Annotated in this window: 24 protein-coding genes; 17 read left to right on the top strand and 7 right to left on the bottom strand. The window is 69.1% G+C overall.

Going from position 1 to position 24,986, the window contains the following annotated elements; genetic code table 11:
• Window positions 1-8: 8 nt before the first annotated feature.
• Genes secF through ABLE93_RS08185 form a run of 3 tightly spaced genes read left to right on the top strand, consistent with a single transcriptional unit; the run spans window position 9 to window position 2,450 of the window.
• Window positions 9-1,157 (top strand): protein translocase subunit SecF, encoded by a 1,149-nt coding sequence (gene secF / locus ABLE93_RS08195; RefSeq protein WP_348839177.1) that lies wholly within the window; start codon window positions 9-11, stop codon window positions 1,155-1,157.
• Between the two features lie 4 nt (window positions 1,158-1,161).
• On the top strand, window positions 1,162-1,536 hold the full coding sequence (locus ABLE93_RS08190) for an Mth938-like domain-containing protein (RefSeq protein ID WP_348839176.1): 375 nt from the start codon (window positions 1,162-1,164) through the stop codon (window positions 1,534-1,536).
• Window positions 1,537-1,550: 14 nt separating this feature from the next.
• The gene (locus ABLE93_RS08185) at window positions 1,551-2,450 is read left to right on the top strand and encodes a phytoene/squalene synthase family protein (protein ID WP_348839175.1); all 900 of its coding nucleotides are present in this window, start codon (window positions 1,551-1,553) and stop codon (window positions 2,448-2,450) included.
• Between the two features lie 22 nt (window positions 2,451-2,472).
• On the opposite strand, the gene tgt is transcribed toward ABLE93_RS08185, so the two are convergent.
• The 4 genes from tgt to ABLE93_RS08165 form a co-directional block, all read right to left on the bottom strand.
• Window positions 2,473-3,627: a tRNA guanosine(34) transglycosylase Tgt gene (gene tgt, locus ABLE93_RS08180; RefSeq protein ID WP_348839174.1), complete on the bottom strand. Its 1,155-nt coding sequence runs from the start codon at window positions 3,625-3,627 to the stop codon at window positions 2,473-2,475.
• The gene (gene queA / locus ABLE93_RS08175; RefSeq protein WP_348839173.1) at window positions 3,624-4,712 is read right to left on the bottom strand and encodes a tRNA preQ1(34) S-adenosylmethionine ribosyltransferase-isomerase QueA; all 1,089 of its coding nucleotides are present in this window, start codon (window positions 4,710-4,712) and stop codon (window positions 3,624-3,626) included. Before queA ends, tgt begins: the two co-directional genes overlap by 4 nt.
• A gap of 18 nt (window positions 4,713-4,730) precedes the next feature.
• Window positions 4,731-5,333, bottom strand: coding sequence for an exopolysaccharide biosynthesis protein (locus tag ABLE93_RS08170; protein ID WP_348839172.1), 603 nt, complete (start codon window positions 5,331-5,333; stop codon window positions 4,731-4,733).
• 216 nt (window positions 5,334-5,549) lie between these two features.
• Window positions 5,550-5,834, bottom strand: coding sequence for an usg protein (locus ABLE93_RS08165; protein WP_348839170.1), 285 nt, complete (start codon window positions 5,832-5,834; stop codon window positions 5,550-5,552).
• Window positions 5,835-6,228: 394 nt separating this feature from the next.
• On the opposite strand from ABLE93_RS08165, the gene groES reads away from it, so the two are divergent.
• Together groES and groL are read left to right on the top strand one after the other, a co-directional pair.
• Window positions 6,229-6,543 carry a co-chaperone GroES gene (gene groES / locus ABLE93_RS08160; RefSeq protein ID WP_348839169.1) on the top strand — a complete coding sequence of 105 codons (315 nt, stop codon included), beginning with the start codon at window positions 6,229-6,231 and terminating at the stop codon, window positions 6,541-6,543.
• A gap of 82 nt (window positions 6,544-6,625) precedes the next feature.
• Window positions 6,626-8,257, top strand: a complete 1,632-nt coding sequence (groL, locus tag ABLE93_RS08155; protein WP_348839168.1) for a chaperonin GroEL — start codon at window positions 6,626-6,628, stop codon at window positions 8,255-8,257.
• A gap of 424 nt (window positions 8,258-8,681) precedes the next feature.
• Here the strand turns inward: groL and ABLE93_RS08150 are convergent, their stop codons facing one another.
• Entirely contained in the window at window positions 8,682-10,775 is a 2,094-nt protein-coding gene (locus ABLE93_RS08150) for a TonB-dependent receptor family protein (RefSeq protein ID WP_348839167.1), read from the bottom strand.
• Between the two features lie 188 nt (window positions 10,776-10,963).
• Window positions 10,964-11,386, bottom strand: a complete 423-nt coding sequence (locus ABLE93_RS08145) for a DUF2946 family protein (protein WP_348839166.1) — start codon at window positions 11,384-11,386, stop codon at window positions 10,964-10,966.
• Window positions 11,387-11,689: 303 nt separating this feature from the next.
• Here ABLE93_RS08145 and exbB point away from each other — a divergent pair, with 303 nt between their 5' ends.
• The 10 genes from exbB to thiL all read left to right on the top strand — a co-directional run bounded on the left by exbB (window position 11,690) and on the right by thiL (window position 19,969).
• Entirely contained in the window at window positions 11,690-12,745 is a 1,056-nt protein-coding gene (gene exbB, locus ABLE93_RS08140) for a tonB-system energizer ExbB (protein WP_348839164.1), read from the top strand.
• A 4-nt stretch (window positions 12,746-12,749) separates the two neighbouring features.
• Complete coding sequence (gene exbD, locus ABLE93_RS08135; RefSeq protein ID WP_348839163.1) at window positions 12,750-13,259, top strand: TonB system transport protein ExbD; 510 nt, start codon at window positions 12,750-12,752, stop codon at window positions 13,257-13,259.
• Window positions 13,256-14,086, top strand: coding sequence for a TonB family protein (locus ABLE93_RS08130; protein WP_348839161.1), 831 nt, complete (start codon window positions 13,256-13,258; stop codon window positions 14,084-14,086). Before exbD ends, ABLE93_RS08130 begins: the two co-directional genes overlap by 4 nt.
• Before the next feature lie 209 nt (window positions 14,087-14,295).
• The gene (gene glyA / locus ABLE93_RS08125; RefSeq protein WP_348839160.1) at window positions 14,296-15,609 is read left to right on the top strand and encodes a serine hydroxymethyltransferase; all 1,314 of its coding nucleotides are present in this window, start codon (window positions 14,296-14,298) and stop codon (window positions 15,607-15,609) included.
• Between the two features lie 24 nt (window positions 15,610-15,633).
• Window positions 15,634-16,164, top strand: a complete 531-nt coding sequence (nrdR, locus tag ABLE93_RS08120) for a transcriptional regulator NrdR (protein ID WP_348839159.1) — start codon at window positions 15,634-15,636, stop codon at window positions 16,162-16,164.
• On the top strand, window positions 16,161-17,309 hold the full coding sequence (gene ribD, locus ABLE93_RS08115; protein WP_348839157.1) for a bifunctional diaminohydroxyphosphoribosylaminopyrimidine deaminase/5-amino-6-(5-phosphoribosylamino)uracil reductase RibD: 1,149 nt from the start codon (window positions 16,161-16,163) through the stop codon (window positions 17,307-17,309). Before nrdR ends, ribD begins: the two co-directional genes overlap by 4 nt.
• A gap of 1 nt (window position 17,310) precedes the next feature.
• Window positions 17,311-17,925 (top strand): riboflavin synthase, encoded by a 615-nt coding sequence (locus ABLE93_RS08110; protein WP_348839156.1) that lies wholly within the window; start codon window positions 17,311-17,313, stop codon window positions 17,923-17,925.
• A 64-nt stretch (window positions 17,926-17,989) separates the two neighbouring features.
• The gene (gene ribH / locus ABLE93_RS08105) at window positions 17,990-18,481 is read left to right on the top strand and encodes a 6,7-dimethyl-8-ribityllumazine synthase (protein WP_348839155.1); all 492 of its coding nucleotides are present in this window, start codon (window positions 17,990-17,992) and stop codon (window positions 18,479-18,481) included.
• Entirely contained in the window at window positions 18,478-18,972 is a 495-nt protein-coding gene (nusB, locus tag ABLE93_RS08100; protein WP_348839154.1) for a transcription antitermination factor NusB, read from the top strand. The genes ribH and nusB overlap by 4 nt, the downstream gene beginning before the upstream one ends.
• 1 nt (window position 18,973) lies before the next feature.
• Complete coding sequence (gene thiL / locus ABLE93_RS08095; protein ID WP_348839153.1) at window positions 18,974-19,969, top strand: thiamine-phosphate kinase; 996 nt, start codon at window positions 18,974-18,976, stop codon at window positions 19,967-19,969.
• Window positions 19,970-20,048: 79 nt separating this feature from the next.
• On the opposite strand, the gene ABLE93_RS08090 is transcribed toward thiL, so the two are convergent.
• Window positions 20,049-20,489: an EamA family transporter gene (locus tag ABLE93_RS08090; RefSeq protein WP_348839152.1), complete on the bottom strand. Its 441-nt coding sequence runs from the start codon at window positions 20,487-20,489 to the stop codon at window positions 20,049-20,051.
• A gap of 140 nt (window positions 20,490-20,629) precedes the next feature.
• On the opposite strand from ABLE93_RS08090, the gene dnaE reads away from it, so the two are divergent.
• On the top strand, window positions 20,630-24,082 hold the full coding sequence (gene dnaE / locus ABLE93_RS08085) for a DNA polymerase III subunit alpha (RefSeq protein WP_348839361.1): 3,453 nt from the start codon (window positions 20,630-20,632) through the stop codon (window positions 24,080-24,082).
• Window positions 24,083-24,156: 74 nt separating this feature from the next.
• Window positions 24,157-24,981, top strand: coding sequence for a sulfotransferase family protein (locus ABLE93_RS08080; RefSeq protein WP_348839151.1), 825 nt, complete (start codon window positions 24,157-24,159; stop codon window positions 24,979-24,981).
• Window positions 24,982-24,986 lie beyond the last annotated feature (5 nt).

Here is a 24,986-nt window from a genome sequence, read left to right as displayed (position 1 = left end):
CGCCGCACATGCCTTTGATCGACTACATTCCGGCGCAGACCAACATCCACTTCATGCGCCTGCGCCACTGGACGTTCCCGTTCTCGGCGGCAATCTCCATTTTCGCGGTGGTGCTGTTCGCCACCGTGGGCTTCAACCTCGGCATCGATTTCCGCGGCGGCACCCTCATCGAGGCGCAGACCAGCCAGCAGCAGGCGGACGTGGGCGCCCTGCGCGAGCATCTCACCGACCTCGACGTGGGCGACGTGCAGATTCAGGAGTTCGGCTCGCCCCGCGACGTGCTGATCCGCGTCGGCGCCTTCGGCACCACCGATGAGGCGCAGCAGGCCATCCTGACCAAGGTGAGGGACGTGCTGGGTGCGGAATATTCCATCCGCCGCGTGGAAACGGTGGGCCCGAGCGTGTCGGGTGAACTGGTGCGCCAGTCCATCCTCGCGCTGGTTCTGGGCGCGGTGGCTGTGCTCGCCTATCTCTGGTTCCGCTTCGAGTGGCAGTTCGCGGTGGGCGCCATCGTCACGACGATGCACGACATCTTCGTCACGCTGATGATCTATTCGGCGTTCGGGATCGACTTCGATCTTACCTCCATCGCCGCCATCCTCACCATCATGGGCTATTCGCTCAACGACACGGTGGTGGTGTACGACCGCATCCGAGAGATGCTGCGCCGCTACAAGAAGATGCCGCTCCCCGAGCTGCTCGACATCGCGGTGAATGCCACCTTCTCGCGCACCATCATCGTCTCCACCACCACCTTCTTCGCCACTCTCGCGCTGTATTTCTTCGGCGGCGAGGTGTTGAAGGGCTTCTCCCTGGCGATGACCGTGGGCGTGGTGATCGGCACCTATTCCACCATCTTCGTCGCGGCGCCCATCCTCATCCATCTGGGCCTGCGCTCCTCCACCGTCGCACCGCCGGCCCGCGAGGTCGATCCCGAGGTGAGCGAGCTCGACGCTCTGGTGAAGATGGAGGCCGCGGCGGTCCCCGCGCCGCCCGCCGAAGGCGTTCCCGCCACCAGCCCCGTGCCGGCCAATCCTCCGGCGAAGGCCGGCAGGCCGGGTGCCAAGACCTCTGGCGGACCCTCCGGCGGACGGCCGGGCAAGGGCGGCGGCGGCAAGGGCGGCAATTCGGGGCCTGCCCGTCCCGCCAAGGCGTGATCCGGTGGCCGCCGGAGACGCCTTCCTGCCGCGGCAGGTCGCCATCGACGGCTACGGCGACAGCTTCTTCCACTTCGCCGGCATGTCCCACCCCGGCTCCATCCTCGCCTTGCCGTCGGGTATCCGCGGCTGGGCGCCAGCGCGCATGGCGGACATCGATGCCGCCGCGCTCGCGCCGGTGTTGGCGGAGGCCGACGCCTTCGAGCTTCTTTTCATCGGCACCGGCAAGGATCCGGCGCACCTCAAGGAGCCGCTGAAGCAGCTGCTGCGCGGACGGGGCCTGCGGTTCGAACTGATGCCGACACCCTCCGCCGCTGCGACCTATAATGTGCTGCTCGCCGAGGGACGGCGCGTCGGCGCCGCCCTCATCGCCTTCTGAGCGGGACCGCGGCCATGGACTCCTCCGACCCGTCGCCTGCCGCCGCTTCCCCCCTCGACGCGGCCTACGACCATTGCGCCGAGCTGGTGCGGGCGCACGACCGCGATCGGTTTCTCTCGGCGCTCTTCGCGCCGCCCGACCGGCGGCGGCACCTGCTCGCGCTTTATGCCTTCAATCTGGACGTGGCGCGGGTGCGCGAAGTGGTGCGCGAGCCCCTGCCGGGCGAGGTGCGGCTGGCGTGGTGGCGCGAGGTGATCGAGGGGGAGGGCAGGGGCGAGGTGGCCGGCCATCCGGTCGCCGCGGCGCTGCTCGATACCATCGCCCGCTTCCGCCTGCCGCGGGCGGCCTTCGTCGCCCTCACCGACGCGCGCATCTTCGATCTGTATGACGACCCCATGCCGACGCTGGGCGACCTCGAAGGCTATGCGGGCGAGACGGCCTCCGCACTGCTCCAGCTCTCGGCGCTGATCGTGCTGCCGGACGTGGGCCGCTCCGGCGACCTCTCGGGCCATGCGGGCGTCGCCATCGCCCTCACCGGATTGATGCGTGCCTTCCCCATCCATGCGGCGCGCGGGCAGTGCTTCCTGCCGCTGGATATCCTGTCCCGCCACGGCGTGGGACGGGAGGAGGCGGTGTCGGGGACGGTGACGCCGGGACTTCTCGCGGCGCTCGCGGAGTTGCGCGCCATTGCGGGCCGCCATCTTGGCCAGGCGCGCGATGCCGCCGGGCAGGTCTATGCGGCGACGTCCATCGCCGCGCCCTTCCTGCCGCTGGCGCTGGTGAAGGGCGATCTCTCCTCCCTCGCCCGGGTGCGCGATCCCTTTCACCAGAGCGCCGGCCTCTCGCCGTTCCGCCGCCAGCTGGCGCTGTGGTGGGCCTCCAAGCAGGCGGCGCGGGGGCGCATCTGGTTCTGAGCAGGGCGAAAGGACGCCCTCTTCAGCCGTCCCACACGGGCAGGTCGCCCTGGGCCCAGCCGGCCTTCGTCTCGGCCACGTAGTCCCCATAGCGGCCGGCAGCGATGGCGGCGCGGGCGCCGGCCATGAGCTGCTGGTAGTAATGCGTGTTGGCCCAGGAAATCAGCATCGCTCCCAGCATCTCCTCGCACCGCACCAGGTGATGAAGATAGGCGCGGGAATAGTCGCGCAGGGCCGGGCAGTCGCTCTCCTCGTCCAGCGGCCGGGGATCCTCGGCGTGGCGGGCGTTCTTCAGATTGATCCGGCCGAAGCGGGTGAAGGCCAAAGCGTGCCGGCCGGAGCGGGTGGGCATCACGCAATCGAACATGTCGATGCCCCGGGCGACGCTTTCCAGCAGGTCGTCCGGCGTGCCCACACCCATGAGGTAGCGCGGCTTCGACACGGGAAGGTGCGGCTCTACCGTCTCGATCATGGCCAGCATGACCGCCTGCGGCTCACCCACGGCAAGGCCGCCGATGGAATAGCCCGGGAAGTCCATGTCCGCGAGCGCGCGCGCCGATTCCACCCGGAGCGCCTGCACCGCGCCGCCCTGCACGATGCCGAACAGCGCCCGGCCTTTCGGCTGCGCCTCGAACGCCCGCTTCGAGCGCTCCGCCCAGCGCAAGGAGAGGCGCATGGCCCGCTCCGCCTCCTCGTCCGTGCAGGGCAGGCGCACGCACTCGTCGAGCTGCATCTGGATGTCGGCGCCCAGCAGGCCCTGGATCTCCACGGAGCGCTCAGGACTCATCTCGTGATAGGCGCCGTCCACGTGGGAGCGGAAGGTCACGCCCTGCTCGCTCATCTTCCTGAGGCTCGACAGGCTCATCACCTGGAAGCCGCCGGAATCGGTGAGGATCGGCCCCTCCCAGCCCATGAAGCGATGCAGTCCGCCGAGCTTCGCCACCCGCTCGGCGCCGGGGCGCAGCATGAGGTGATAGGTGTTGCCGAGCACGATGTCGGCGCCCGCGGCCTTCACCTGGTCGAAATAGAGCCCCTTCACCGTCGCCGCCGTGCCCACCGGCATGAAGGCGGGCGTGCGGACGACGCCGCGCGGCGTCGTCACGAAGCCGGCGCGGGCGCCGCCGCTGGTGGCGGTGAGGGTGAAGGCGAACGTGTCGGCGGAAGGCGAAGCGGTCATGCGCCGCCTTCTGGCAGAAGCAGGCACGCATCGCCATAGGAATAGAAGCGATACCCGGCCGCGATGGCATGGGCATAGGCGCGCTTCTGCGTGTCATGGCCGATGAAGGCGGCCACCAGCATCACCAGCGTCGAGCGCGGCAAATGGAAGTTGGTGAGCATGGCGTCCACCGCCTTGAAGCGGTAGCCGGGGGTGATGAAGATGTCGGTCTCGCCGACGAAGGGGCGGATGAGGCCGTCCTCCCCCGCCGCGCTCTCGATCAGCCGGGTGGACGTGGAGCCGACGGTGAGGATGCGCCCACCCTTCGCCTTCACGGCATTGAGGGCGTCCGCGGTCTCCCGCGTCACCTCGCCCCATTCCGCATGCATGCGATGGCCGGACGTGTCGTCGGCCTTCACCGGCAGGAAGGTGCCGGGTCCCACGTGCAGCGTCACGCAGTGCCGCTCGGCTCCGGAGGCGGCGATGCGGGCCATGAGATCGGGCGTGAAATGCAGGCTGGCGGTGGGCGCCGCCACCGAGCCCGAGACGCGGGCGAACAGGGTCTGGTAGTCGGCCCGGTCGCGGTCGTCCTCGTGCCGGCGGGCGGCGATATAGGGTGGGATCGGCATGTGGCCCACCGCCGCCACCGCCTCGTCGAGGGCGGGGCCGGAGAGGTCGAAGGCGAGCGCCACGGTCCCGTCCTCGTCCTTGGCGGCGACGGTGGCATCGAGCGCGCCCAGAAGGCAGGTGCTGCCTTCCGCACCGAAACGGATCCTGTCGCCCACCTTCAGCCGCTTGCCCGGCTTGGCGAAGGCGCGCCAGCGGTCGGGCGCGAGGCGCTTGACCAGCGTCGCTTCCATCCGCACCTCGGCTCCGCCGGCGCGGGTGCGGATGCCTTCGAGGGCCGCGGGGATCACGCGCGTGTCGTTGACCACCAGCGCATCGCCCGGCGCGAGGAAGGCCGGCAGGTCGCGGACGCTGCCGTCCTGCAGTTGCGGTTCGCAGCCGGCGCGCACCACCAGCATGCGCGCGCTGTCGCGCGGCTCGGCAGGGCGCAAGGCGATGTGCTGCTCGGGAAGCTCGAAATCGAAGGCGTCGACGCGCATGGAGGGAGGGGGCGACCGTTAGAAGATGGCGATAGCGCCCTGCCAGATGGCCCAGGTCATAAGCGCCGTGATCAGCAGCCCAAGCAGGGTCGCGGCGAAGCCGGCGAGGATGACGAGGCCGTCCCGTTCCACGAGGCCCAGGCCGAAGATGCATACGGCGAAGCCGGGGGGAAGATTGCCGAGGAAGGGAATCGGCAGCAGCAGGATAAAGCCCAGCAGGACCACCGTGGCGCCCACCACGCGGCGGGCGGTGGGACCGGCGAACTGCTCGTATCGGGGGCGCGAGATCTTCTCGAATCGCTCGATCCACGGTCGCGAGCGGTTGACAATGCTCTCCAGCATGGAGCGGGAGAAGGTGCGACGGGCGATGTACTGCGGCAGCCACAATTCCTGCCGACCCAGCGCCATCTGGAGGCCGATGAGCCCGAGGATGGTGCCGCAGACCACGGGAATGCCGGGCGGCATGGGAATGCAGTTGGGAATGCCGAAGATCAGGAAGAGAATGCCGAAGGCCCGGTTCCGCAAGGCGTTCACGAGATCGCCGATGGCCACCTGATCCTCTTCCTGGGCGGCGAGGACGGCGGCGAGCAATTCGGACGTGCGGGGTGTGCGGTGATCCAAAAGGCGCCCTCGTGTAATGGTCGCCTTTATTAGCATCGCGAAAGCGGCGACCTCAGGGCACGACGCCCATTGCGCCGCGAGTCCCGTTTGCGCGGCGTGTCGGACATGCACGCCCCACCCCCGCGCGGGGCGCACATGTCCGTGCCGCCAGGCGCAACCATAGGACGCCCATCCAGTTGCGAAAAGCCCTCAGCGCGAGGTGGGCGGATGGTCGGGTCAATTCAGCAGGAAAAGCCCGTCCACCGGGCGCAGCTCCGCCGGCTTGATGAGACTGCTGTGCGCCACCCGCACCGAATGCAGTCGCCCCTCGATCTCGCGCTGCCAGAACTCCAGGAACTTGTTGAGCTCCGGAAAGCGGGGGCAGAGGTCATATTCCTGCCAGAGAAAGGTCTGAAGGAGCCTCGGGTGGTCCGGCAGGCGGTAAAGGATCTCGGCCGTGGCGAGGCCGTAGCCTTCCATCTGTAGGGCGAAGTCGCGCGATACCTTGGACGATGGGGACATGGGACGACACCTCCGATCCGCTCGTCCCCGGCGGCGCGTCTCCTGCGTCGACGCCGGGACCAGACAATGAATTGTCGGCTCCAGAGTTTCCCGCGGCCAAGTCTAAATTTTAGTTAGTCCTGCAAAAACAACGCTCTAGCAGCATGTCGGGTGGACTGCTGACAGCGAGTATGGATAGCCCCGCTTCCATGAGACGCTCGGGAAGGTGCCCGGAAATATAGCTGAGGCAAGGGTTTGCAGCCGTGCTAGCACTCGTTCCATTCGAGTGCTAAATTTTTTACGGACCCCCTTGCGGGAGGAAATTGGCGCCCTTAGATCGCGGGCGGGCCGTGTCCGACCCGGACCGGCGCCGCGAAAACAAGCAGTCCAAGCCAAACGAACCGGAGGTTTCCCGATGGGTTTCCGTCCCCTGCACGACCGAGTGGTCGTCAAGCGCATCGAGGCCGAGCAGAAGTCGGCCGGCGGCATCATCATCCCCGACACCGCCAAGGAGAAGCCGCAGCAGGGCGAGGTCGTCGCGGTCGGTCCCGGCGCCCGTAACGAGAAGGGCGAGCTGGTGGCTCTCGACGTCAAGGCCGGCGACACCGTGCTGTTCGGCAAGTGGTCCGGCACCGAGGTCAAGATCGACGGCCAGGATCTCCTCATCATGAAGGAGAGCGACATCCTCGGCGTCATCGAGAACGCGGCCGGCGCCAAGAAGGCGGCCTGACGCCGTCTCCCGACCCGCTGCAATCCGAAATTCAATGGCGTCGTCCCGGTGACGTCGCCTCTCATCTCAAGGAGCAGGCCCCATGGCTGCCAAGGACGTAAAATTCTCCATCGATGCGCGCGACAAGGTTCTGCGCGGCGTCGACATCCTCGCCAATGCGGTGAAGGTCACGCTCGGCCCCAAGGGCCGCAACGTCGTCATCGAGAAGAGCTTCGGCGCCCCCCGCATCACCAAGGACGGTGTGTCGGTGGCCAAGGAGATCGAGCTCGAGGACAAGTTCGAGAACCTCGGCGCACAGCTGGTGCGTGAGGTGGCCTCCAAGACCAACGATCTCGCCGGCGACGGCACCACCACCGCCACCGTGCTCGCCCAGGCCATCGTCCGCGAGGGCGCCAAGGCGGTTGCCGCCGGTATGAACCCGATGGACCTGAAGCGCGGCATCGACCTCGCGGTGGACGCCATCGTCAAGGATCTCGCCGCCAACTCCAAGCGCGTGACCTCCAACGACGAGATCGCCCAGGTTGGCACCATCTCCGCCAACGGCGACGCCGAGGTCGGCAAGTTCCTCGCCGAGGCCATGAAGAAGGTCGGCAACGAGGGCGTCATCACCGTCGAGGAAGCCAAGTCCTTCGAGACCGAGCTCGACGTGGTCGAGGGCATGCAGTTCGATCGCGGCTACCTCTCGCCCTACTTCATCACCAATGCCGAGAAGATGCGCGTTGAGTTCGAGGAGCCCTACATCCTCATCAACGAGAAGAAGCTCGCCAACCTGCAGGAGCTGCTGCCGGTGCTCGAGGCGGTGGTGCAGTCGGCCCGTCCGCTGCTGATCATCGCCGAGGACGTGGAAGGCGAGGCGCTCGCCACCCTCGTGGTGAACAAGCTGCGCGGCGGCCTCAAGGTTGCCGCAGTGAAGGCCCCCGGCTTCGGCGATCGCCGCAAGGCCATGCTGCAGGACATCGCGATCCTGACCGGCGGCACCGTGATCTCCGACGACCTCGGCATCAAGCTCGAGAGCGTCAACCTCTCCATGCTCGGCCGCGCCAAGAAGGTGGTGATCGAGAAGGAGAACACCACCATCGTCGACGGCGCCGGTGAGAAGGCCGAGATCGAAGCCCGCATCGCCCAGATCCGCGCCCAGATCGAGACCACCACCTCCGACTACGATCGTGAGAAGGCGCAGGAGCGCCTCGCCAAGCTCGCCGGCGGCGTCGCCGTGGTGCGCGTGGGCGGCTCGACCGAGGTCGAGGTGAAGGAGAAGAAGGATCGCGTGGACGACGCCCTGCACGCCACCCGCGCTGCGGTGGAAGAGGGCATCGTGCCCGGCGGCGGCGTGGCCCTGCTGCGCTCCATCAAGGCGCTGGAAGGCCTGAAGGTCGACAACCCCGACCAGAAGACCGGCATCGAGATCGTCCGCCGCGCCATCCAGGCGCCCGCCCGCCAGATCGTGCAGAACGCTGGCGAGGATGGCTCCGTGGTGGTGGGCAAGATCCTCGAGTCGTCCGACTACACCTTCGGCTACAACGCCCAGACCGGCGCATATGTGGACATGGTGAAGGACGGCATCATCGACCCCACCAAGGTGGTGCGCACCGCGCTCCAGGATGCGGCGTCCGTGTCCGGCCTGCTCATCACCACCGAGGCGCTCATCGCCGAGCTGCCGAAGAAGAATGCCCCCGCGGCCCCGGCCATGCCGGGCGGCGGCATGGACTTCTGAGGTAGAAGCAGCCTCTGACGCCGCCCGGCGTCTTCGCGAGGGAGCAAACCGGCAAGCCGGTTTGCTCGGGCGGCGGCATGGACTTCTGAGGTAGAAGCAGCCTCTGACGCCGCCCGGCGTCTTCGCGAGGGACGCAAACCGGCAAGCCGGTTTGCTCGGGCGGCGGCATGGACTTCTGAGGTAGAAGCAGCCTCTGACGCCGCCCGGCGTCTTCGCGAGGGAGCAAACCGGCAAGCCGGTTTGCTCGGGCTGCGGCATGGACTTCTGAGGTAGGCGCACCTCTGAGGAAGAGTCTTCGAGTTTCACAGGCCCCGGACGCACCCGGCGAGTATCGCGTACCGCAAACCGACGGAAGGCGGTTTGCCCGGGTGGCGGACCAAAGTGAAAACGGCCGGGCCTCAAGCCCGGCCGTTTGCTTTTTGGCTCACCACGTATAGCGGATGCCGGCATAGACGGCCCGGCCGGAGCCCGGCTCGAACAGGGCGGAGTTCTGTGCCGCCCGCGCGGTGACGCTGACCGTCGCGATATAGGCCGTGTCGAACAGGTTCCGCGCGTCCACATAGGCCGAGAACGGGCCGCCATCGTCGTAGCCGAGGCGGAAGTTCAACAGGGCATAGGCCGCGGTGTTCAGGGTGTTGGCATCGTCCACATAATAGGGCGTCGGCACCCATTCCACGTTCGGACCGGCATAAAAGCCGCTCGGATGCTTGTAGAGGAGCTCGGCGCGGATGTAGTGGCGCGGAATGCCCGGCAGCTGGTTGTTGCCCCACACCGGGTCATTGTCGAAGAAGAAATCCGAATAGGTGTAGGCGAGGTTGAACCACAGCTTGTCCGCCGCCGCACCCTTCTCCCACAGGCCCTTGAGCAGCGTGCCGCCGAAGCCGGCCTCCACGCCCTGGTGCACCGTGTAGCCGAGATTCACCACGGTGCAGACACCGGAGACGGTGGTGGCGTTGCATTGCAGCTCGTTCTTCACGCTGGATCGGTAGAGCGACACGTCCCAGGTGAAATCCTCGCCGCGCCCGCGGCTGCCGATCTCGTAGGTGGTGGCGGTCTGCGCCTCCAGATTTGAGAGGAGGGGGCTGGCGAAATTGGTGAGCTCGGAAAAGGTCGGCACCTCGGCGGAATTGGAGACGTTGGCGAACACCTGCGCCCCCGGCCCGATGTCCCAGACGATGCCGCCCTTCGGCAGGAACAGGCCATAGTCCTTCGATCCGGTCGCCGCGTTGTAGAAGCCGTCCCGGTCGCGCGTGGCGGTCAGGTACTGGAACGCGCCCACCAAAGCAAAGCTCTTGGCGAGGTAGAAATTGTCCTCGGCGTAATAGGTTGTGGTGGTCGCATCCTCGTTGGCGAAGAAGGTGAGGGCGCCCTCGTGGCCTTGGATGTTGGCGAAGCGCTTCGCGTCGGTTGAGCCGATGGAGGTGGTGATGCCGGCGGTCAGACGATTGGCGAAGCCGGCGATCTCTCGCTCGTCCACCAGGCGGGCAAAGCCGCCCCAAGTGAAATAGTCATAGTCCAGCACCTGGAAGATGGGGTGGTTCAGGTCCTTGTCGGAGACGAAGCCGCCGAATTCGAGCTTGCTGTTCTCGCTCATCACCCAGGTGGTCTTGTTGGCGAAGCGCAGCGACTGGATGTTGCGCTGGTAGTCGAGCTTGAGATTGGTGGGGTTGGCGGCCTCGGGATCGGTGAGCGCCGCCGCCTTGCTCACTGCGCCGGGGATCTGCTGCTCGATATCGTTGGCGTTGAAGAAGAACCGGGTCTCGAAGGCGTCCGTGGGCCGCCAGCCGGCATTGCCGGAGGCGCGCAGCGACTGGCCGGCGGAATGCTCGCGGAACCCCTGCGCCGTCTGTGCCGATGCCGTGACGAAGGCATCGAAGGCGCCCTGCGCCCCGCCGGCGCTGCTCTGGAGGCGGAAGAAATCCCAGCTGCCGGCATCGAGCCGAACGGTGACGCTCGGCGCGTCGCGGCCCGTGGGGGTTACGAAATTGATGGCGCCGCCCAAGGCGTTGGCGCCGAGCTGGTAGCCGTTCGCGCCCTTGAACACCTCGACATATCGGTAGGCGGTGGGGTCGATCTCCTGAAAGTCGCCGCCGCCGTCCGCCGTGTTGAGCGGGATGACGCCGTCCTGGAACAGCTGGACGCCGCGCAGATGCGCGTTGCGCGACAGGCCGGAGCCCCGGATGGAGAGACGGGTGTCCTCGCCCCATTTGGTCTGCGCGAAGACGCCGGGGACGAAATCCAGCATGTCCTTGATGGTGACGGCGCGGGTGTCCTGCCACGCCTCGTCGCTCACCACCTCGGCGCCGCCGGGTGTGCGCGCGATGGCGGCGCGCGCCTCGTCCATGCTGGGGACGGTGAGCGAAGCGGCGGTGCCGCCGTCGACCACCACGTCGGGCAGGGTGGCCTCCTGCGCGGCGGCCGCGCCGGCGAACACGAGGGCGAACAAAGATACCGACGCGCAAAGGCGGCGACCTGCTGCGCCGGAAACGGCGCGGGTCGGAAGACGTGAATGGGGCATGGCTGGGCCTTTTCGCCGGCGCACGCGCGCAGCGAAGGGAAGAGGGGACGGGTCGGAGGGCGAGCGCCGTTTGCCCTGGTCGTCGCGACTGGCGCACGGCGATCCGGCGGCAGGCGCTGAAAGCGCCTGCGCTCGGCCCGCTCAGGCAGGCCCTCCGGCGGGGATGGCGAGGAGGCTGGAAAGCCGGCTCAGATGGCCGGGGGCGCGCGCGGCTGGGCGTGCTCGCGAACGGGCGGTGCCACAGCCACCAGCGCGGCGCGGGGCGCGATGGCGGCGCTTGCCCCATAGGCGGCGGGCAGGGGCAGGGCAGGGGGAGCGGCGAGAACCGGAACGCCGCCCATGATGGGGCATAAGATGCAGTGGACGCCGCCCGCCTTGTCAGGACCGGACGTCCCTTCATCCGTCTGGGTGCCGTGGGTCGAGGGCAGGCAGAGGAAGACGCCGGCATCGCCGGATGCCGCGGCGCCCGCCATGGCACCGGCCGCGAGCGCACCCGCGACGGACTGGAGCAGGACGACGTAGCTGAGCGCAAAGGCGAACAGCAGGCGCAGTCCGCCGCCGGCCGCATGCCGCCGCCGCAACGCCCGCGCTGATCCGCCCGAAGTCGCCACTGCCAGCCCTTGTTCGCCCGTTTGTCCCTGATTGCCCGCCGCCTGAGCGATGCCAAATGCGCGACACCGCGCCTGGCTCAGCGCCGTCGCGCAGGCCGCCGATAAGCCCCGGATTTCCCCTGCGGGAAGGTAGGCACGTCCCTCCAGCATTGAGAAGGACACACTCCTGCGGCATGCCGCCGCTTCCCGAAAGCGCCGGCCCGGGGTTAGCGTCAGGGCCGTTTGGGGGTATAAGAAGGGGCGCCAGCCAATCCCGCATTCGGGATCGCCAGCCTTTCCAGATTCGATGATTGGTGACGCGCGATGCCCGTTCGCATGTTTTCGCGCATGCCTTTTCGGCGTGCTTTCTTGCTGGTGCCCACGGGCGCTGCCGCTGTTTTCCTCACCGCGACTCTTTTGTCGGACATCGTCGCCGCGCAGCAGACCGCCCCGGCCGAAGCCCCCCGCGCCGCACCGGCTCAGCCTCCTGCGGAGGCCCCGCTCGCCGCCTCTCCGGCGCCTGGAGCGCCAGTGGCTTCACCCGCCCCCGCCGCTGCGCCTGCCCCCGCCGCCGCTGCGGCCCAGGGCGCGCCCGCATCCACGGTAACGCCGGCCGACGCTGTCCATGTCGCCGAGCCCCACCCGGTGGCGGTGCCCGAGGTGGGCGCCGACGGACGGCTGCCGCATGATCTCTCCCCGTGGGGCATGTTCATGGCCGCGGACCTTGTGGTCAAAGCGGTCATGGTGGGCCTCGCCTTCGCCTCCGTCGTCACCTGGACCGTCTGGTTCGCCAAGACATTCGAACTGCTGCTGGCGCGTCGCAAGGTGTCGCGCACGCTGCGCGTCCTGCGGGAGTCGGCGACGCTCGCCAACGCCGCCGAGGGCATTCCCCAGGGGCGCGGGCCGGCGCAGTCCACGCTTCGGGCGGCACTGGCCGAATGGCGCGCCTCCGAAGGTCTGCCGGTGGAAGGCATCAAGGAGCGCGTCGCCGTCGCGCTCTCGCGCATCGAGGCCAAGGCCGGCCGCCGCATGACGAGCGGGACCGGCGTGCTCGCCACCATCGGCGCCACTGCCCCCTTCGTCGGCCTGTTCGGCACGGTCTGGGGCATCATGAACTCGTTCATCGGCATCTCGAAGGCGCAGACCACCAATCTCGCGGTGGTGGCGCCCGGCATTGCCGAGGCGCTGCTCGCCACCGCCATTGGCCTCGTCGCGGCGATTCCGGCGGTGGTGATCTACAACGTGTTCGCTCGCGCCATCACGGCCTACAGGGCGCAGCTCTCCGACGTTTCGGCCGAGGTGATGCGCCATCTGTCCCGCGATCTCGACCGCGCAGCGGTCGAAGCGGAGGCCCCGCGCCTGCGCGCAGCCGCGGAGTAGGGCGATGGCCGCCAAGCTCGATCAGGGCGGGGACGAACTCGCCGAGAATCACGAGATCAACGTTACGCCCTTCATCGACGTGATCCTCGTCCTGCTCATCATCTTCATGGTGGCGGCGCCGCTCGCGACCGTGGATGTGAAGGTGGACCTGCCCGCCTCCAACGCCCAGCCCCAGCCGCGGCCCGACAAGCCGCTGTTCCTGTCGGTGAAGAAGGACCTCACCCTCGCGCTGGGCGACGACCCGGTCGGGCGCACGGCGCTCGGCTCCATGCTCGACGGGAAGACCGGCGCCGACCGGCAGCAGCGGGTCTTCGTGCGCGCCGACAAGTCCGTGCCCTATGGTGACGTGATGGAGGTGATGAACCTTCTGCGCGTGGCAGGCTATCTGAAGATCGCGCTCGTCGGTCTGGAGTCGGAAGGCGTCGCACCGCCGCCCGATCCCTCCCTCATCGGCTCCGCCGCTGCAGCCCCGGCTGCGCCGCCCGCTGCGCCCGCCCCGGGGGCCGGTCGGTGAGCGCGGTTCATCACTGGCACGACTTCGACCGCTACCATTGGCGCGACACGGTGCTGCGCCTCGCGGCGGGGGTGCTGTTCATCGTCCTTGTTCATGCGGTGGCGGTCTACGCGGCGCTGTTCTGGCGCAAGGTCGAGGCCGGCGACCAGTCGCCGCCCGCAGCCGTGATGATCGAGCTCGCCCCCATGGCGGTGAGCGAGGCCTCGCAGGAGGACCTCACCCCCGCGCCGCCGATGGTGCAGAGCCCCGAATCCGTGCCGGACGCGCCCGATATCCCGGAAGAGGCCGCCCCGCCGCCCGAGCCCGAGGTGGTTGAGCAGGTGGTCGAGAAGATGCCGGAGCTGGAGCCCGCCCCGGTCCAGGCCGAGGTGGTGCTGCCCAAGCCGCAGCCGGAGACCAAGCCGGAGCCCAAGCCGCGGCCCAAGGTGGTCGAGCGGCCGAAGAAGGACGCCAAGCCCACCCGGCGCCAGGCCGCGCCGGTGAATGCCGCCGCACCGCGATCCGACGCGCCGGAGGCCAACACCACCGCCGCCCCTTCGCCGGGCGCGGCGGCGGCCCGCTCGGCCTCGATCGCTGACTGGCGCTCACGGGCGTTCGCCCACCTCAGCCGCTTCAAGCGGTCCCAGCGCGGCATCATCGGCCGGCCCGGCATCACCATCTCCATCACCGCGGCGGGCAGCGTCACGTCGGTGTCGCTCGCGCGCTCGTCGGGTAACCCGGTGCTGGACGAGGAGGCCGTGGCCATGGCGCGGCGCGCCTCGCCCTTCCCGCCCCACCCGGACGGTCGGCCCTTCACCTTCGGCGTGTCGGTGGACTTCACGCGATAGGCATCTTCCCGGCCCGCGCCCCGACAAGCGCGGCCGCAGGGCGGGACGAACCGCTGGCCTCAGCGTTGCGGACGGTGCAGGGCAGCGCCGTCCGTGTCGCAGGCCCGCCTTTTGGACTTCACCGCCACGCTGTGATAAGCGCAGGGCTCGCTGCGACAGGCAGGCCGACGCCTGCGGTCGCAGTGCCCCGACATCACCGGAGACCGCTCATGGCCTCGCAGGACGCGAACCGATCCTCCATCGTGGAGGAGATCAACCGCTTCTTCACCGCCCCTCTCGCCGAGACCGATCCCGAGATCGCCGGTGCGGTGAAAGCGGAACTCGGTCGCCAGCGGGACGAGATCGAGCTGATCGCCTCCGAGAACATCGTCTCGCGCGCCGTGCTCGAGGCCCAGGGCACCGTCCTCACCAACAAATATGCCGAAGGCTATCCGGGCAAGCGCTACTACGGCGGCTGCCAGTTCGTGGACGTGGCCGAGACTCTCGCCATCGAGCGCGCCAAGAAGCTGTTCGGCTGCGCCTTCGCCAACGTGCAGCCCAATTCCGGCAGCCAGGCCAACCAGGGCGTGTTCTTCGCCACCCTTCAGCCGGGCGACACCTTCCTCGGCCTCAATCTGGCTGCGGGCGGCCACCTGACCCACGGCTCGCCGGTGAACATGTCCGGCAAGTGGTTCAAGCCGGTGCCCTACACCGTGCGCGAGGACGACCAGCGCATCGACTACGAGGCGGTGGCGCAGCTCGCCGACCAGCACAAGCCCAAGCTGATCGTCGCCGGCGGCTCGGCCTATCCGCGCATCATCGACTTCCCCAAGATGCGCGCCATCGCGGATTCCGTGGGCGCGCTGCTGATGGTGGACATGGCGCATTTCGCCGGCCTCGTCGCGGGCGGCGCCCATCCGAGCCCGTTTCCGCACGCCCATGTGGTCACCACCACCACCCACAAGACCCTGCGCGGGCCGCGTGGCGGCATGATCCTCACCAATGACGAGGACCTCGCCAAGAAGATCAACTCGGCGATCTTCCCCGGGATCCAGGGCGGGCCGCTGATGCACGTCATCGCCGCCAAGGCGGTGGCCTTCGGCGAGGCGCTGCGCCCCGAGTTCAAGACCTATGCGGCGAACGTGGTGGAGAATGCCAAGGCGCTCGCCGAGACCCTGAAGGGCCACGGCTTCGCCATCGTCTCCGGCGGCACGGACACCCACCTCATGCTGGTGGACCTGCGCCCCAAGCGGCTCACCGGCAAGACCTCCGAGGCCGCCCTCGGCCGCGCCCACATCACCACCAACAAGAACGGCATCCCGTTCGATCCCGAGAAGCCGTTCGTCACCTCCGGCATCCGCCTCGGCACGCCGGCCTGCACCACGCGCGGCTTCGGCGTGGGCGAGTTCCAGCAGGTGGGCGACCTGATCGCCGAGGTGCTCGACGTGCTCTCCCAGAAGGGCACGGATGAGGACAGCCTGGTGGAGGGCGCGGTGCGCGAGAAGGTCTCGGCGCTGCTCGCCCGCTTCCCCATCTACCCCTGAGGGGAATTGGCGAAGGGGTGAAGCATGCGGTGTCCCTACTGCGGCGGCCTCGACACGCAGGTGCGCGATTCCCGGCCGACGGAGGACAACACCGCCATCCGTCGCCGCCGCATCTGTCCCGATTGCGGCGGCCGTTTCACCACCTTCGAGCGCGTGCAATTGCGCGAGCTGATGGTGCTGAAGCGCTCGGGACGGCGCGTGCCGTTCGAGCGCGAGAAGCTGGAAAAATCGGTCTCCGTCGCCCTGCGCAAGCGCACGGTGGATCATGAGCGCGTGGAGCGCATGATCAACGGCATCGTGCGCCAGCTGGAAAACGTGGGCGACGGCGACATCACTTCCGAGACCATCGGCGAGATGGTGATGGAAGGGCTGAAGCAGCTCGACGACGTGGCCTATGTGCGGTTCGCCTCGGTCTACCGCAATTTCCGCGAGGCCAAGGACTTCGAGAACGCCCTCGCCGAACTGTCCCACGACGGCGAGACGCGGCCCGACGCGGCGTCCGAGGCCGCCAAGGACAAGCCCAAGGGGCCCCGCCCGCCGCGAGGCGGGGAATGAGCGGGCGGCCCATGCCGTTGCGGGGCGTCGTCTCCCCGCGAGAGGACGAGCTGTTCATGGCCGAGGCGCTCCGGGTCGGCAAGACCGGGCTCGGCCGCACCTGGCCCAATCCCTCGGTGGGAGCGGTCGTGGTGCAGCATGTGGACGGCGTGCCGCGCATCGTCGGCAGCGCCGCCACGGCACCCACCGGCCGGCCCCATGCCGAACCGCTGGCGCTGGCCCAGGCCGGCGCTCTGGCGAAGGGCGCGACCCTCTATGTGACGCTGGAGCCCTGCTCCCACCACGGCCGCACGCCGCCCTGCGCGGATGCGGTGATCGCCTCCGGCGTCAGCCGGGTCGTCGCCGCCATCGAGGACCCGGACCACCGGGTGAAGGGCAGGGGCGTCGCCCGCCTGCGGGCGGCTGGCATCTGGGTGACTGTGGGGGTCGGTGCCGAGCCGGCGCTGTTCGATCACGCCGGGCACATCCGCAGGGTCACGCAGGGGCGGCCCCACGTGCTGGTGAAGATGGCGGTCTCCGCCGACGGCAAGGCCGCCCATCCCGGCCCGAAGCCCGCCGAGGTGACCGGTTCCGAGGCGCGGGCGCGGGCGCATCTGATGCGCGCGCATGCGGACGCCATCCTGGTGGGTCTCGGCACGGTGCTGGCCGACGATCCCATGCTCACCTGTCGGCTGGAAGGCTATGAGGACCGCTCGCCCGTGCGCCTGGTGCTCGACAGCGAGCTGGACATTCCGCTGAGCTCGGCTTTGGTGCGCACGGCCTGCGACGTGCCGCTGTGGATCATCGCGGCCGAGGACGCGCCGGCCGACCGCGCCGCGTTGCTCAACGAGAAGGGCGTGGAGGTGCTGCGCGCCCCGCGCGCCGTCGACGGCCGCCCCAACTTGGCTGCCGTGCTGAAGCTGCTGGCCCTGCTGGGCCTCACGCGGGTGATGGTGGAGGGCGGACCCCATACCGCTGCGGCCTTCCTTGAGGCCGGACTGGTGGACGAGGTGGCGGTGTTCCGCAGCCCCGTCATCCTCGGCCCGGACGCCTATGACGCCCTCGCCGGCCGCCCGCTGGACCGCCTGACCGCCCCCGTGGGCTTCGCCGAGGTGGAGCGCGCCGAACTGGGCGCCGACCATCTCGTGCGCTTGTGGAGACGCTGAAATGTTCACCGGCATCGTCACCGACATGGGCGACCTCGTGAAGGTGGAGCCGCGCGGCGAGGTGAAGACCCTCACCATCGCCACCGCCTTCGATGCGACAGGCATCGACATCGGCGCCTCTATCGCCCATGCGGGCGTGTGCCTGACCGTCACGTCGGTGACGCCGGGCGGGCCGCGCGGCACCCTCTTCACCGTCGATGCGGCGCCGGAGACCCTCGCGGTCACCACGGTGGGCCGCTGGGCCGAGGGCGCGCGCATCAATCTGGAGCGTTCGCTCAAGATGGGCGACGAACTGGGCGGGCACATGGTGTCCGGTCACGTGGACGGCCTCGCCAAAGTGGTGTCGCGGGAAGACCTCGGCACCACCACCCGTTTCGTCTTCGAGGTGCCGGAGCATCTGGCGCGCTTCGTCGCGGCCAAGGGGTCGGTGGCGCTCGACGGCACCTCGCTCACGGTCAACAGCGTGGAGGGCAACACCTTCTCCTGCCTGCTTATTCCCCACACCCTGGCGGTCACCACCTGGGGCGGCGTGAAGGCCGGAGACGCGGTCAATTTCGAGGTAGACCTGATGGCGCGCTATGCGGCGCGGCTTGCGGAGTTCCCCCGGGCCGGGTAGGCCTGCGGGCAATTCCGGCGCAGGCGCGACAGCGCCGCGCCTCACGGTTTCTGGAGATAGACCCATGGTCACGACGCGCAGGCAAGCCGCCGTCGAGGGCGACACGTCGCTGGAGGGCGCGCGCGTCCTCATCATCGAAGGCCGCTATTACGACGCGCTCGCCGACGAGCTTCTGGCCGGCGCCCGCGCCGCGCTCAAGGCGGCGGGCGTGGAAGCCGAGGTCATCACCGTGCCCGGCGCGCTGGAGATCCCCATCGCCGCCGAGATCGCCATCGAGGCCTCCGAGGTCAGCGGCGAGGCGGTGGACGCGGTGGTGGGGCTCGGCGTGGTGATCCGCGGGGAGACCTTCCATTTCGACATCGTCGCCGGCGAATCCGCCCGCGGCCTCATGGAGCTGGGCATGGCCCACGCGCTTCCGGTGGGCAACGGCATCCTCACCGTGGATACCGAGGCGCAGGCCTGGGAGCGCGCCCGGGTCTCCGAGGGCAACAAGGGCGGCGGCGCGGCCGAGGCGGCGCTGAACCTGCTGCGCCTCAAGCGGCGGCTGGAAGCATGAAGGACCAGGACACCCAGAAGGCGCCTGCGCCCTCCAAGCCCATGAAGAAGAGCGCGGCCCGCCTCGGCGCGGTGCAGGCGCTCTACCAGATGGATCTCGCCGGCACGCCGCTCAACCACGTGCTCGCCGAGTTCGAGAGCCACTGGCTGGGTCAGGAAGTGGAAGGCGTGGAGATGCCCGACGCCGACCGCCGGCTGTTCCGCAGCGTGGTGGAGGGCGTGCTGGCCGAGCAGCGGCGCATCGACCCGCTGCTGGACAATGCGCTGTCCAACGGCTGGCCGCTGAAGCGGGTGGAGGCGGTGCTGCGCGCCGTGCTGCGGGCCGGTGCCTTCGAGCTGATGGCGAAGCCCGACGTGCCCGTGCGCGTGGTCATCGCCGAATATGTGAACGTCGCCGCGGCCTTCCTCGACCGGGACGAGACCGGCATGGTGAATGCGGTGCTCGATGCCCTCGCCCGCGAGCTGCGCGCCGCCGAATTCGCCGGGGACTGAGATGGACGGCGGCGGGTCCGGCGAGGATCGCTTCATCGCCCGCTTCTTCCGTCCCATCGCGGGCTCGCCCGCGGCGCTCGGCCTGATGGACGACGCCGCACTTCTCACTCCGCCTGACGGCTGCGACCTTGTGCTGACCAAGGATGCGGTGGTGGCCGGGGTGCATTTCTTCCCGGACGATCCGCCTGCTGCCGTGGCCCGCAAGGCGCTGCGCGTGAATCTCTCCGACCTCGCCGCCAAGGGCGCTGCCCCGCTGGGCGCGCTGCTGGCGCTGGCGTTGCCCAAGGGCACACCCGACGCCTGGATGGAAGGCTTCGCCACCGGCCTCGGCGCCGATACCATGCTCTACGGCTGCCCCATCCTCGGCGGCGACACGGTTTCGACGCCGGGACCGGTCACCATCACCCTCACGGCGCTCGGCGCGGTGCCCAAGGGCGGCTTCGTGCCGCGCACCGGCGCGCGGCCGGGCCAAGCGATCTTCGTGACCGGTACCATCGGCGATGCCGCGCTCGGTCTCAGGCTGCGCCAGAACGGCGATCTGCCCGCCTTCGCCGGGCTAAGCGAAGAGCGGCGCGCCCATCTCCTCGATCGCTACCTCCATCCGCAGCCTCGGCTCGCCCTCGCGCCCGTGCTGCGCCGCTTCGCCGCCGCCGCCATGGATGTGTCGGACGGCCTCGCCGGAGACCTCGCCAAGATGCTCGCGGCGTCCGGCTGCGGCGGGCGGATGGAGGCGCGGCGGGTGCCGCTCTCGGGCGCCGCTGCTGCGGCGGTGGAGGCGGATGGCGGCCTGCTGAAGACCGCGCTCACCGGCGGCGACGATTACGAGATCCTCGCCTGCGTCCCCCACGACGCCGTTTCGGCCTTCACCGTGGCAGCCGCCGAGGCGGGCGTCCCCGTGGCCCTGATCGGCGAGACGCGGGAGGCGCACGGCCTGGACGTGACCGACGCGGGCGGGCATCCGCTTGACCTCGGCAGCGGCAGCTTCAGCCACTTCTGAGGGGCGGGCCGGGTGTCACTTTTCGGTCCAAGCCGCGGGATGACGATCAGGCGCCGCTGCGGCCGAAGCGTCGGTTGCCTCAGCCCAGAGCCACCAGCACCGCGCCCGCCGCGATGAGGCCGACGCCGAGGCCGGCGGTGGTGCTCAGCCTCTCGCCGAGGAAGACCACGCCGAACACCGCCACCAGCACCACACTCAGTTTGTCCACGGGAGCGACGCGCGCGGCGTCGCCGATCTTCAAGGCGCGGAAGTAGCACAGCCAGGAGGCGCCGGTGGCCAGCCCCGACAGGACGATGAACAGCCACGAGCGCCCGGGCACGCTGGAGAGCGGCTGCCAGCTTCCGCCTCCGACGGCGATGGCGGCGACCAATGCGAGGATCACCATTGTGCGCAGCAGCGTCGCGAGGTCGGCATTGATCTGGGCGACGCCGATCTTGGCGAAGATGGCGGTGAGGGCGGCAAAGGCGGCGGAGAGCACCGCCCAGAACAGCCAGGATTGGGCGACGGAGGAGGGGGACATGGCGCAGCTTCCCGAAAGGCGCCGCGACTATGGCCGAGCCGGCCGGCCGAGAACAGCGGGGACGAACGGCGGTCGACCCCGCGGGCGCGGCCGAATCTGGTAGCCTTCCGCTCCCCGTCCTGAGCCCCCATCTGATGCCCATGTCCGGTCCCGGCTTCATCCACCTCCACGTCCATTCCTCCTTCTCGCTGCTGGAGGGCGCGCTCTCCATCGGCAAGCTGGCGGACCTCGCGAAGGCGGACTATCAGCCGGCCATCGCGCTGACGGACACCGGCAATCTGTTTGGGGCGCTGGAGTTTTCCGAGAAGATGTCGGGCGCGGGCATCCAGCCCATCGCCGGCGTGTCGCTCGCCCTCGACCTGCCGGAGCCGGCGGGCCCGCGCGGGGCGATCCGTCCGAAGAAGCCGCGCATCGTGCTGCTCGCCAAGGACGAGACCGGCTGGCGCAATCTTATGCGCCTCGTGTCGCGCTCCTTCCTCGAGACGGCGAGCGAGGACGAGCCGCGCATCCTGACGGAGTGGCTGGCCGAGGCGAATTCCGGCCTCATCGCTTTGACCGGCGGTCCCGCTGGCCCCCTCGACCGGGCGCTGGTGGCCGGCCATGCGGACCTTGCCGCCGAGCGGCTGGACCGCCTCGCCTCCCTCTTCGGCGATCGCCTCTATGTGGAGGTGCAGCGCCACGGCGCCGATGCCGAGCGCCTCGCCGAGCCGATCCTGCTCGATCTCGCCTACGCCAAGGGCATTCCGCTGGTCGCCACCAACGAACCCTTCTTCGCCGCCAAATCGGACTATGAGGCCCATGACGGGCTCCTCGCCATCGCCGAGGGCCGGTTGCTGTCGGAGGGCGACCGCCGCCGGCTTACCGCCGAGCACCGGTTCAAGACCCGCGCGGAGATGCTGGAGCTGTTCGCCGATTTGCCGGAGGCGACGGCCAATACGGTGGAAATCGCCCGGCGCTGCGCCTACCGGGTGCGCACCGCCAAGCCCATCCTGCCGCGCTTCACCTCCGGCGGCGGCGGTGATGCCCTTGCCGAAGAGGCTGCAGAGCTGGAGCGGCAGGCGCAGCAGGGCCTCGCAGAGCGCCTCGCCAAGCACGGCCCGGCGCCGGGCCTCGACGTGGCCGCCTATGAGGAGCGCCTCGCCTACGAGATCTCCGTCATCACCAAGATGAAGTTTCCCGGCTACTTCCTCATCGTGTCGGACTTCATCAAATGGGCCAAGGCGCACGACATTCCGGTCGGTCCGGGGCGCGGCTCGGGCGCCGGCTCGCTGGTGGCCTATTCGCTCCAGATCACCGACCTCGACCCGATCCGGTTCGGCCTGCTCTTCGAGCGCTTCCTGAACCCGGACCGCGTGTCCATGCCCGACTTCGACGTGGACTTCTGCCAGGAGCGCCGCGACGAGGTCATCCAGTACGTCCAGCAGCGCTACGGGCGCTCGCAGGTGGCGCAGATCATCACCTTCGGCACCCTTCAGGCGCGCGGCGTGCTCCGCGACGTGGGGCGCGTGCTGGAGATGCCCTATGGCCAGGTGGACAAGCTGTGCAAGCTGGTGCCGCAGAACCCGGCCAATCCCGTCACCTTGAAGCAGGCCATCGAGGACGAGCCGCGCCTCCAGGCGGCGCGCGACCAGGAGGAGGTGGTCAAGCGCGCCTTCGACATCGCGGTGAAGCTGGAGGGGCTGAACCGCCACGCCTCCACCCACGCCGCGGGCATCGTGATCGGCGACCGCAAGCTCGACGAGCTGGTGCCGCTCTATCGCGATCCCAAGTCCGACATGCCGGTCACCCAGTACAACATGAAATGGGTGGAGCAGGCGGGGCTGGTGAAGTTCGACTTCCTCGGCCTGAAGACCCTGACCGTCATCGAGAAGGCGGTGAAGCTCATCCGCCAGCGCGGCATCGACCTCGACATCTCCCAAATCCCGCTGGATGACCCCAAGACCTACGCCATGCTGGCCAAGGGCGAAACGGTGGGCGTGTTCCAGGTGGAAAGCGCCGGCATGCGCCGGGCGCTGGTGGACATGAAGGCCGACCGCATCGAGGACATCGTCGCCCTCGTCGCCCTCTATCGGCCCGGCCCCATGGCCAACATCCCGGTCTATTGCGACTGCAAGCACGGGCGGGCGCAGCCGGACTACCTCCACCCCATGCTGGAGCCGTACCTGAAGGAGACGTTCGGCGTCATCATCTATCAGGAACAGGTGATGCAGATCGCCCAGGCCATGGCCGGCTATTCGCTGGGCGAAGCCGACCTGCTGCGCCGCGCCATGGGCAAGAAGATCCGTGCCGAAATGGAGAAGCAGCGCGAGCGCTTCGTGTCCGGCTCAGCGGGGCGCGGCATCGAGAAGGCGCAGGCAGATACCATCTTCGACCTGCTGGCGAAGTTCGCCGATTACGGCTTCAACAAGTCCCACGCGGCGGCCTACGCCCTCGTCGCCTACCAGACGGCGTGGCTGAAGGCCAATTACGCCACCGAATTCCTCGCCGCCTCCATGACGCTCGACATGGGGAACACCGACAAACTCGCCGAATTCCGCCAGGAGGCCCAGCGCCTCGGCATCGAGGTTGTGCCGCCGAACATCAATCTGTCGGCCCGCGAGTTCGCGGTGAAGGACGGGCGGATCATCTATGCCATGGCGGCCATCAAGGGCGTGGGCGGCGCCGCGGTGGATGCGCTGGTGGCGGCGCGGGGCGACAGACCCTTCAAGGGGTTCGCCGACTTCGCCGCGCGCCTGCCGGTGAAGCTCGTCAACAAGCGCACGCTCGAAAGCCTGATGGCCGCCGGCTGCTTCGACGTGATGGAGAAGAACCGCGCCCGCGCCTTCGCCGCCATCGACTCCATCGTCGCCGAGGCCCAGCGGGTCGAGGCGAATGCGGTGTCCGGGCAGAACGACATGTTCGGCTCCGGCCCCTCCGCCGCGGCCGCGCTGCCGATCCCGGATGCTGCCCCCTGGCTGCCCTCCGAACGGCTGCAGAAGGAATATGATGCCATCGGCTTCTTCCTTACCGGCCACCCGCTGGACGATTATGCCGAGGCGCTGAAGCGCATGCGGGTTCAGTCCTTCGCCGATTTCGCCCGTGCCGTGCGCTCCGGGGCGGCGGCCGGACGGCTGGCGGCGACGGTGGTGTCGCGGCAGGAGCGGCGCACGAAATCCGGCACGCGCATGGGCATCGTCGGCCTCTCCGACCCGTCCGGCCACTATGAGGCGGTGATCTTCTCGGAAGGCCTCGCCCATTACCGCGACCTGCTGGAGCCGGGCACGCCGCTGCTGATGATGGTGGCCGCCGAGCTCAACGGCGAGGATGTGCGGGTGCGCATCAATTCCTGCGAGAAGCTCGACCCGGTCACGGCCCGGCACCAGAAGGGCCTGCGCATCTTCCTGCGCTCCCCCGATCCCATCGAGGGCATTGCCCGCCGCCTTGCCGATGGCAAGCCCGGGGAGAGCGGGGCGGGGGAGGTGAGCCTCATCCTGCTGGTGGATGATGCCCAGGCGGAGGTAGAGGTCAGCCTTCCGGGCAAATATGCCGTGTCGCCGCAGATCGCAGGCGCCATCAAGGCCATTCCGGGCGTGGTCTCGGTTGAAGCCGCCTGACACAATGTTTAAGGGACGGAGCTGAAAGCCGTGAGGCGGGGCCTGTGCAGCCCCGTCGCTTGGGGGAAAGTTCCGTGACTTTGGACAAGCGCGCCGTACTCGTGCTCGGCATGCATCGCAGCGGCACTTCGGCGCTGACGCGCATCATCAATCTCATGGGCTATTCCGCCCCCCGCACCCTCATGGCTCCGACCGAGGCCAACGAAGCCGGATTCTGGGAATCCGAGGTCTTCATGAACCTCGACGAGCGCATCCTGAAGGCGTGCGGACACAAATGGTCCTCGCGCAAGCGCATGCGCGTCGCACCCCTGGACGCGGCGCGCCGCTCCGGCCTGCTTGATGAGGTGCGTACCGCCCTCGCGGAGGAATATGGCGACGCCCCCGCCATCGTCCTCAAGGATCCGCGCATCTCCCGCCTGATGGACATCTACGGACCCGCCCTGGCGGAGGCGGGATATCGGGTGGTCCCGGTGCTGGCGCTGCGCAATCCGGTGGAGGTGGCGGCATCCGTCACCAAGCGCGACGGCTTCACCGCGGGCAAGGGCCTCGGCATCTGGCTGCGTTACACCCTGGACGCGGAGCTTGCCACCCGCGGAACGCCCCGCACGGTGATCGCATTCGACGGGCTGATGGCGGACTGGCGCGGCACCATGGACCGCGCCGCCCGTCAACTGGGCGAGCCGTGGCCCGCGCTCGGCCCCGAGGCCCTGGCCGAGATCGACGGCGCCCTGAAGCCAAGTCTCCGCCACCACGCCCTGCCACCGCCCGCCCTGACCACCTGGCGCGGTTTCCTGGCCGCGCAGACCTATGCCGCCATGCGCGCCCTCGTCGATGATCCGGCGGATGCCGCCGCCTGCCGGACCCTCGACCGGGTCCGGGCGCTGTTCCGGCCGTTCTGAGGCTG

Origin of the sequence: Xanthobacter pollutisoli, from assembly GCF_040044995.1 — a bacterium.
Taxonomy (GTDB): Bacteria; Pseudomonadota; Alphaproteobacteria; order Rhizobiales; family Xanthobacteraceae; genus Xanthobacter.
The sequence above is the reverse complement of the archived record's forward strand: the minus strand, read 5'-3'. Positions and strand labels throughout refer to the sequence as shown.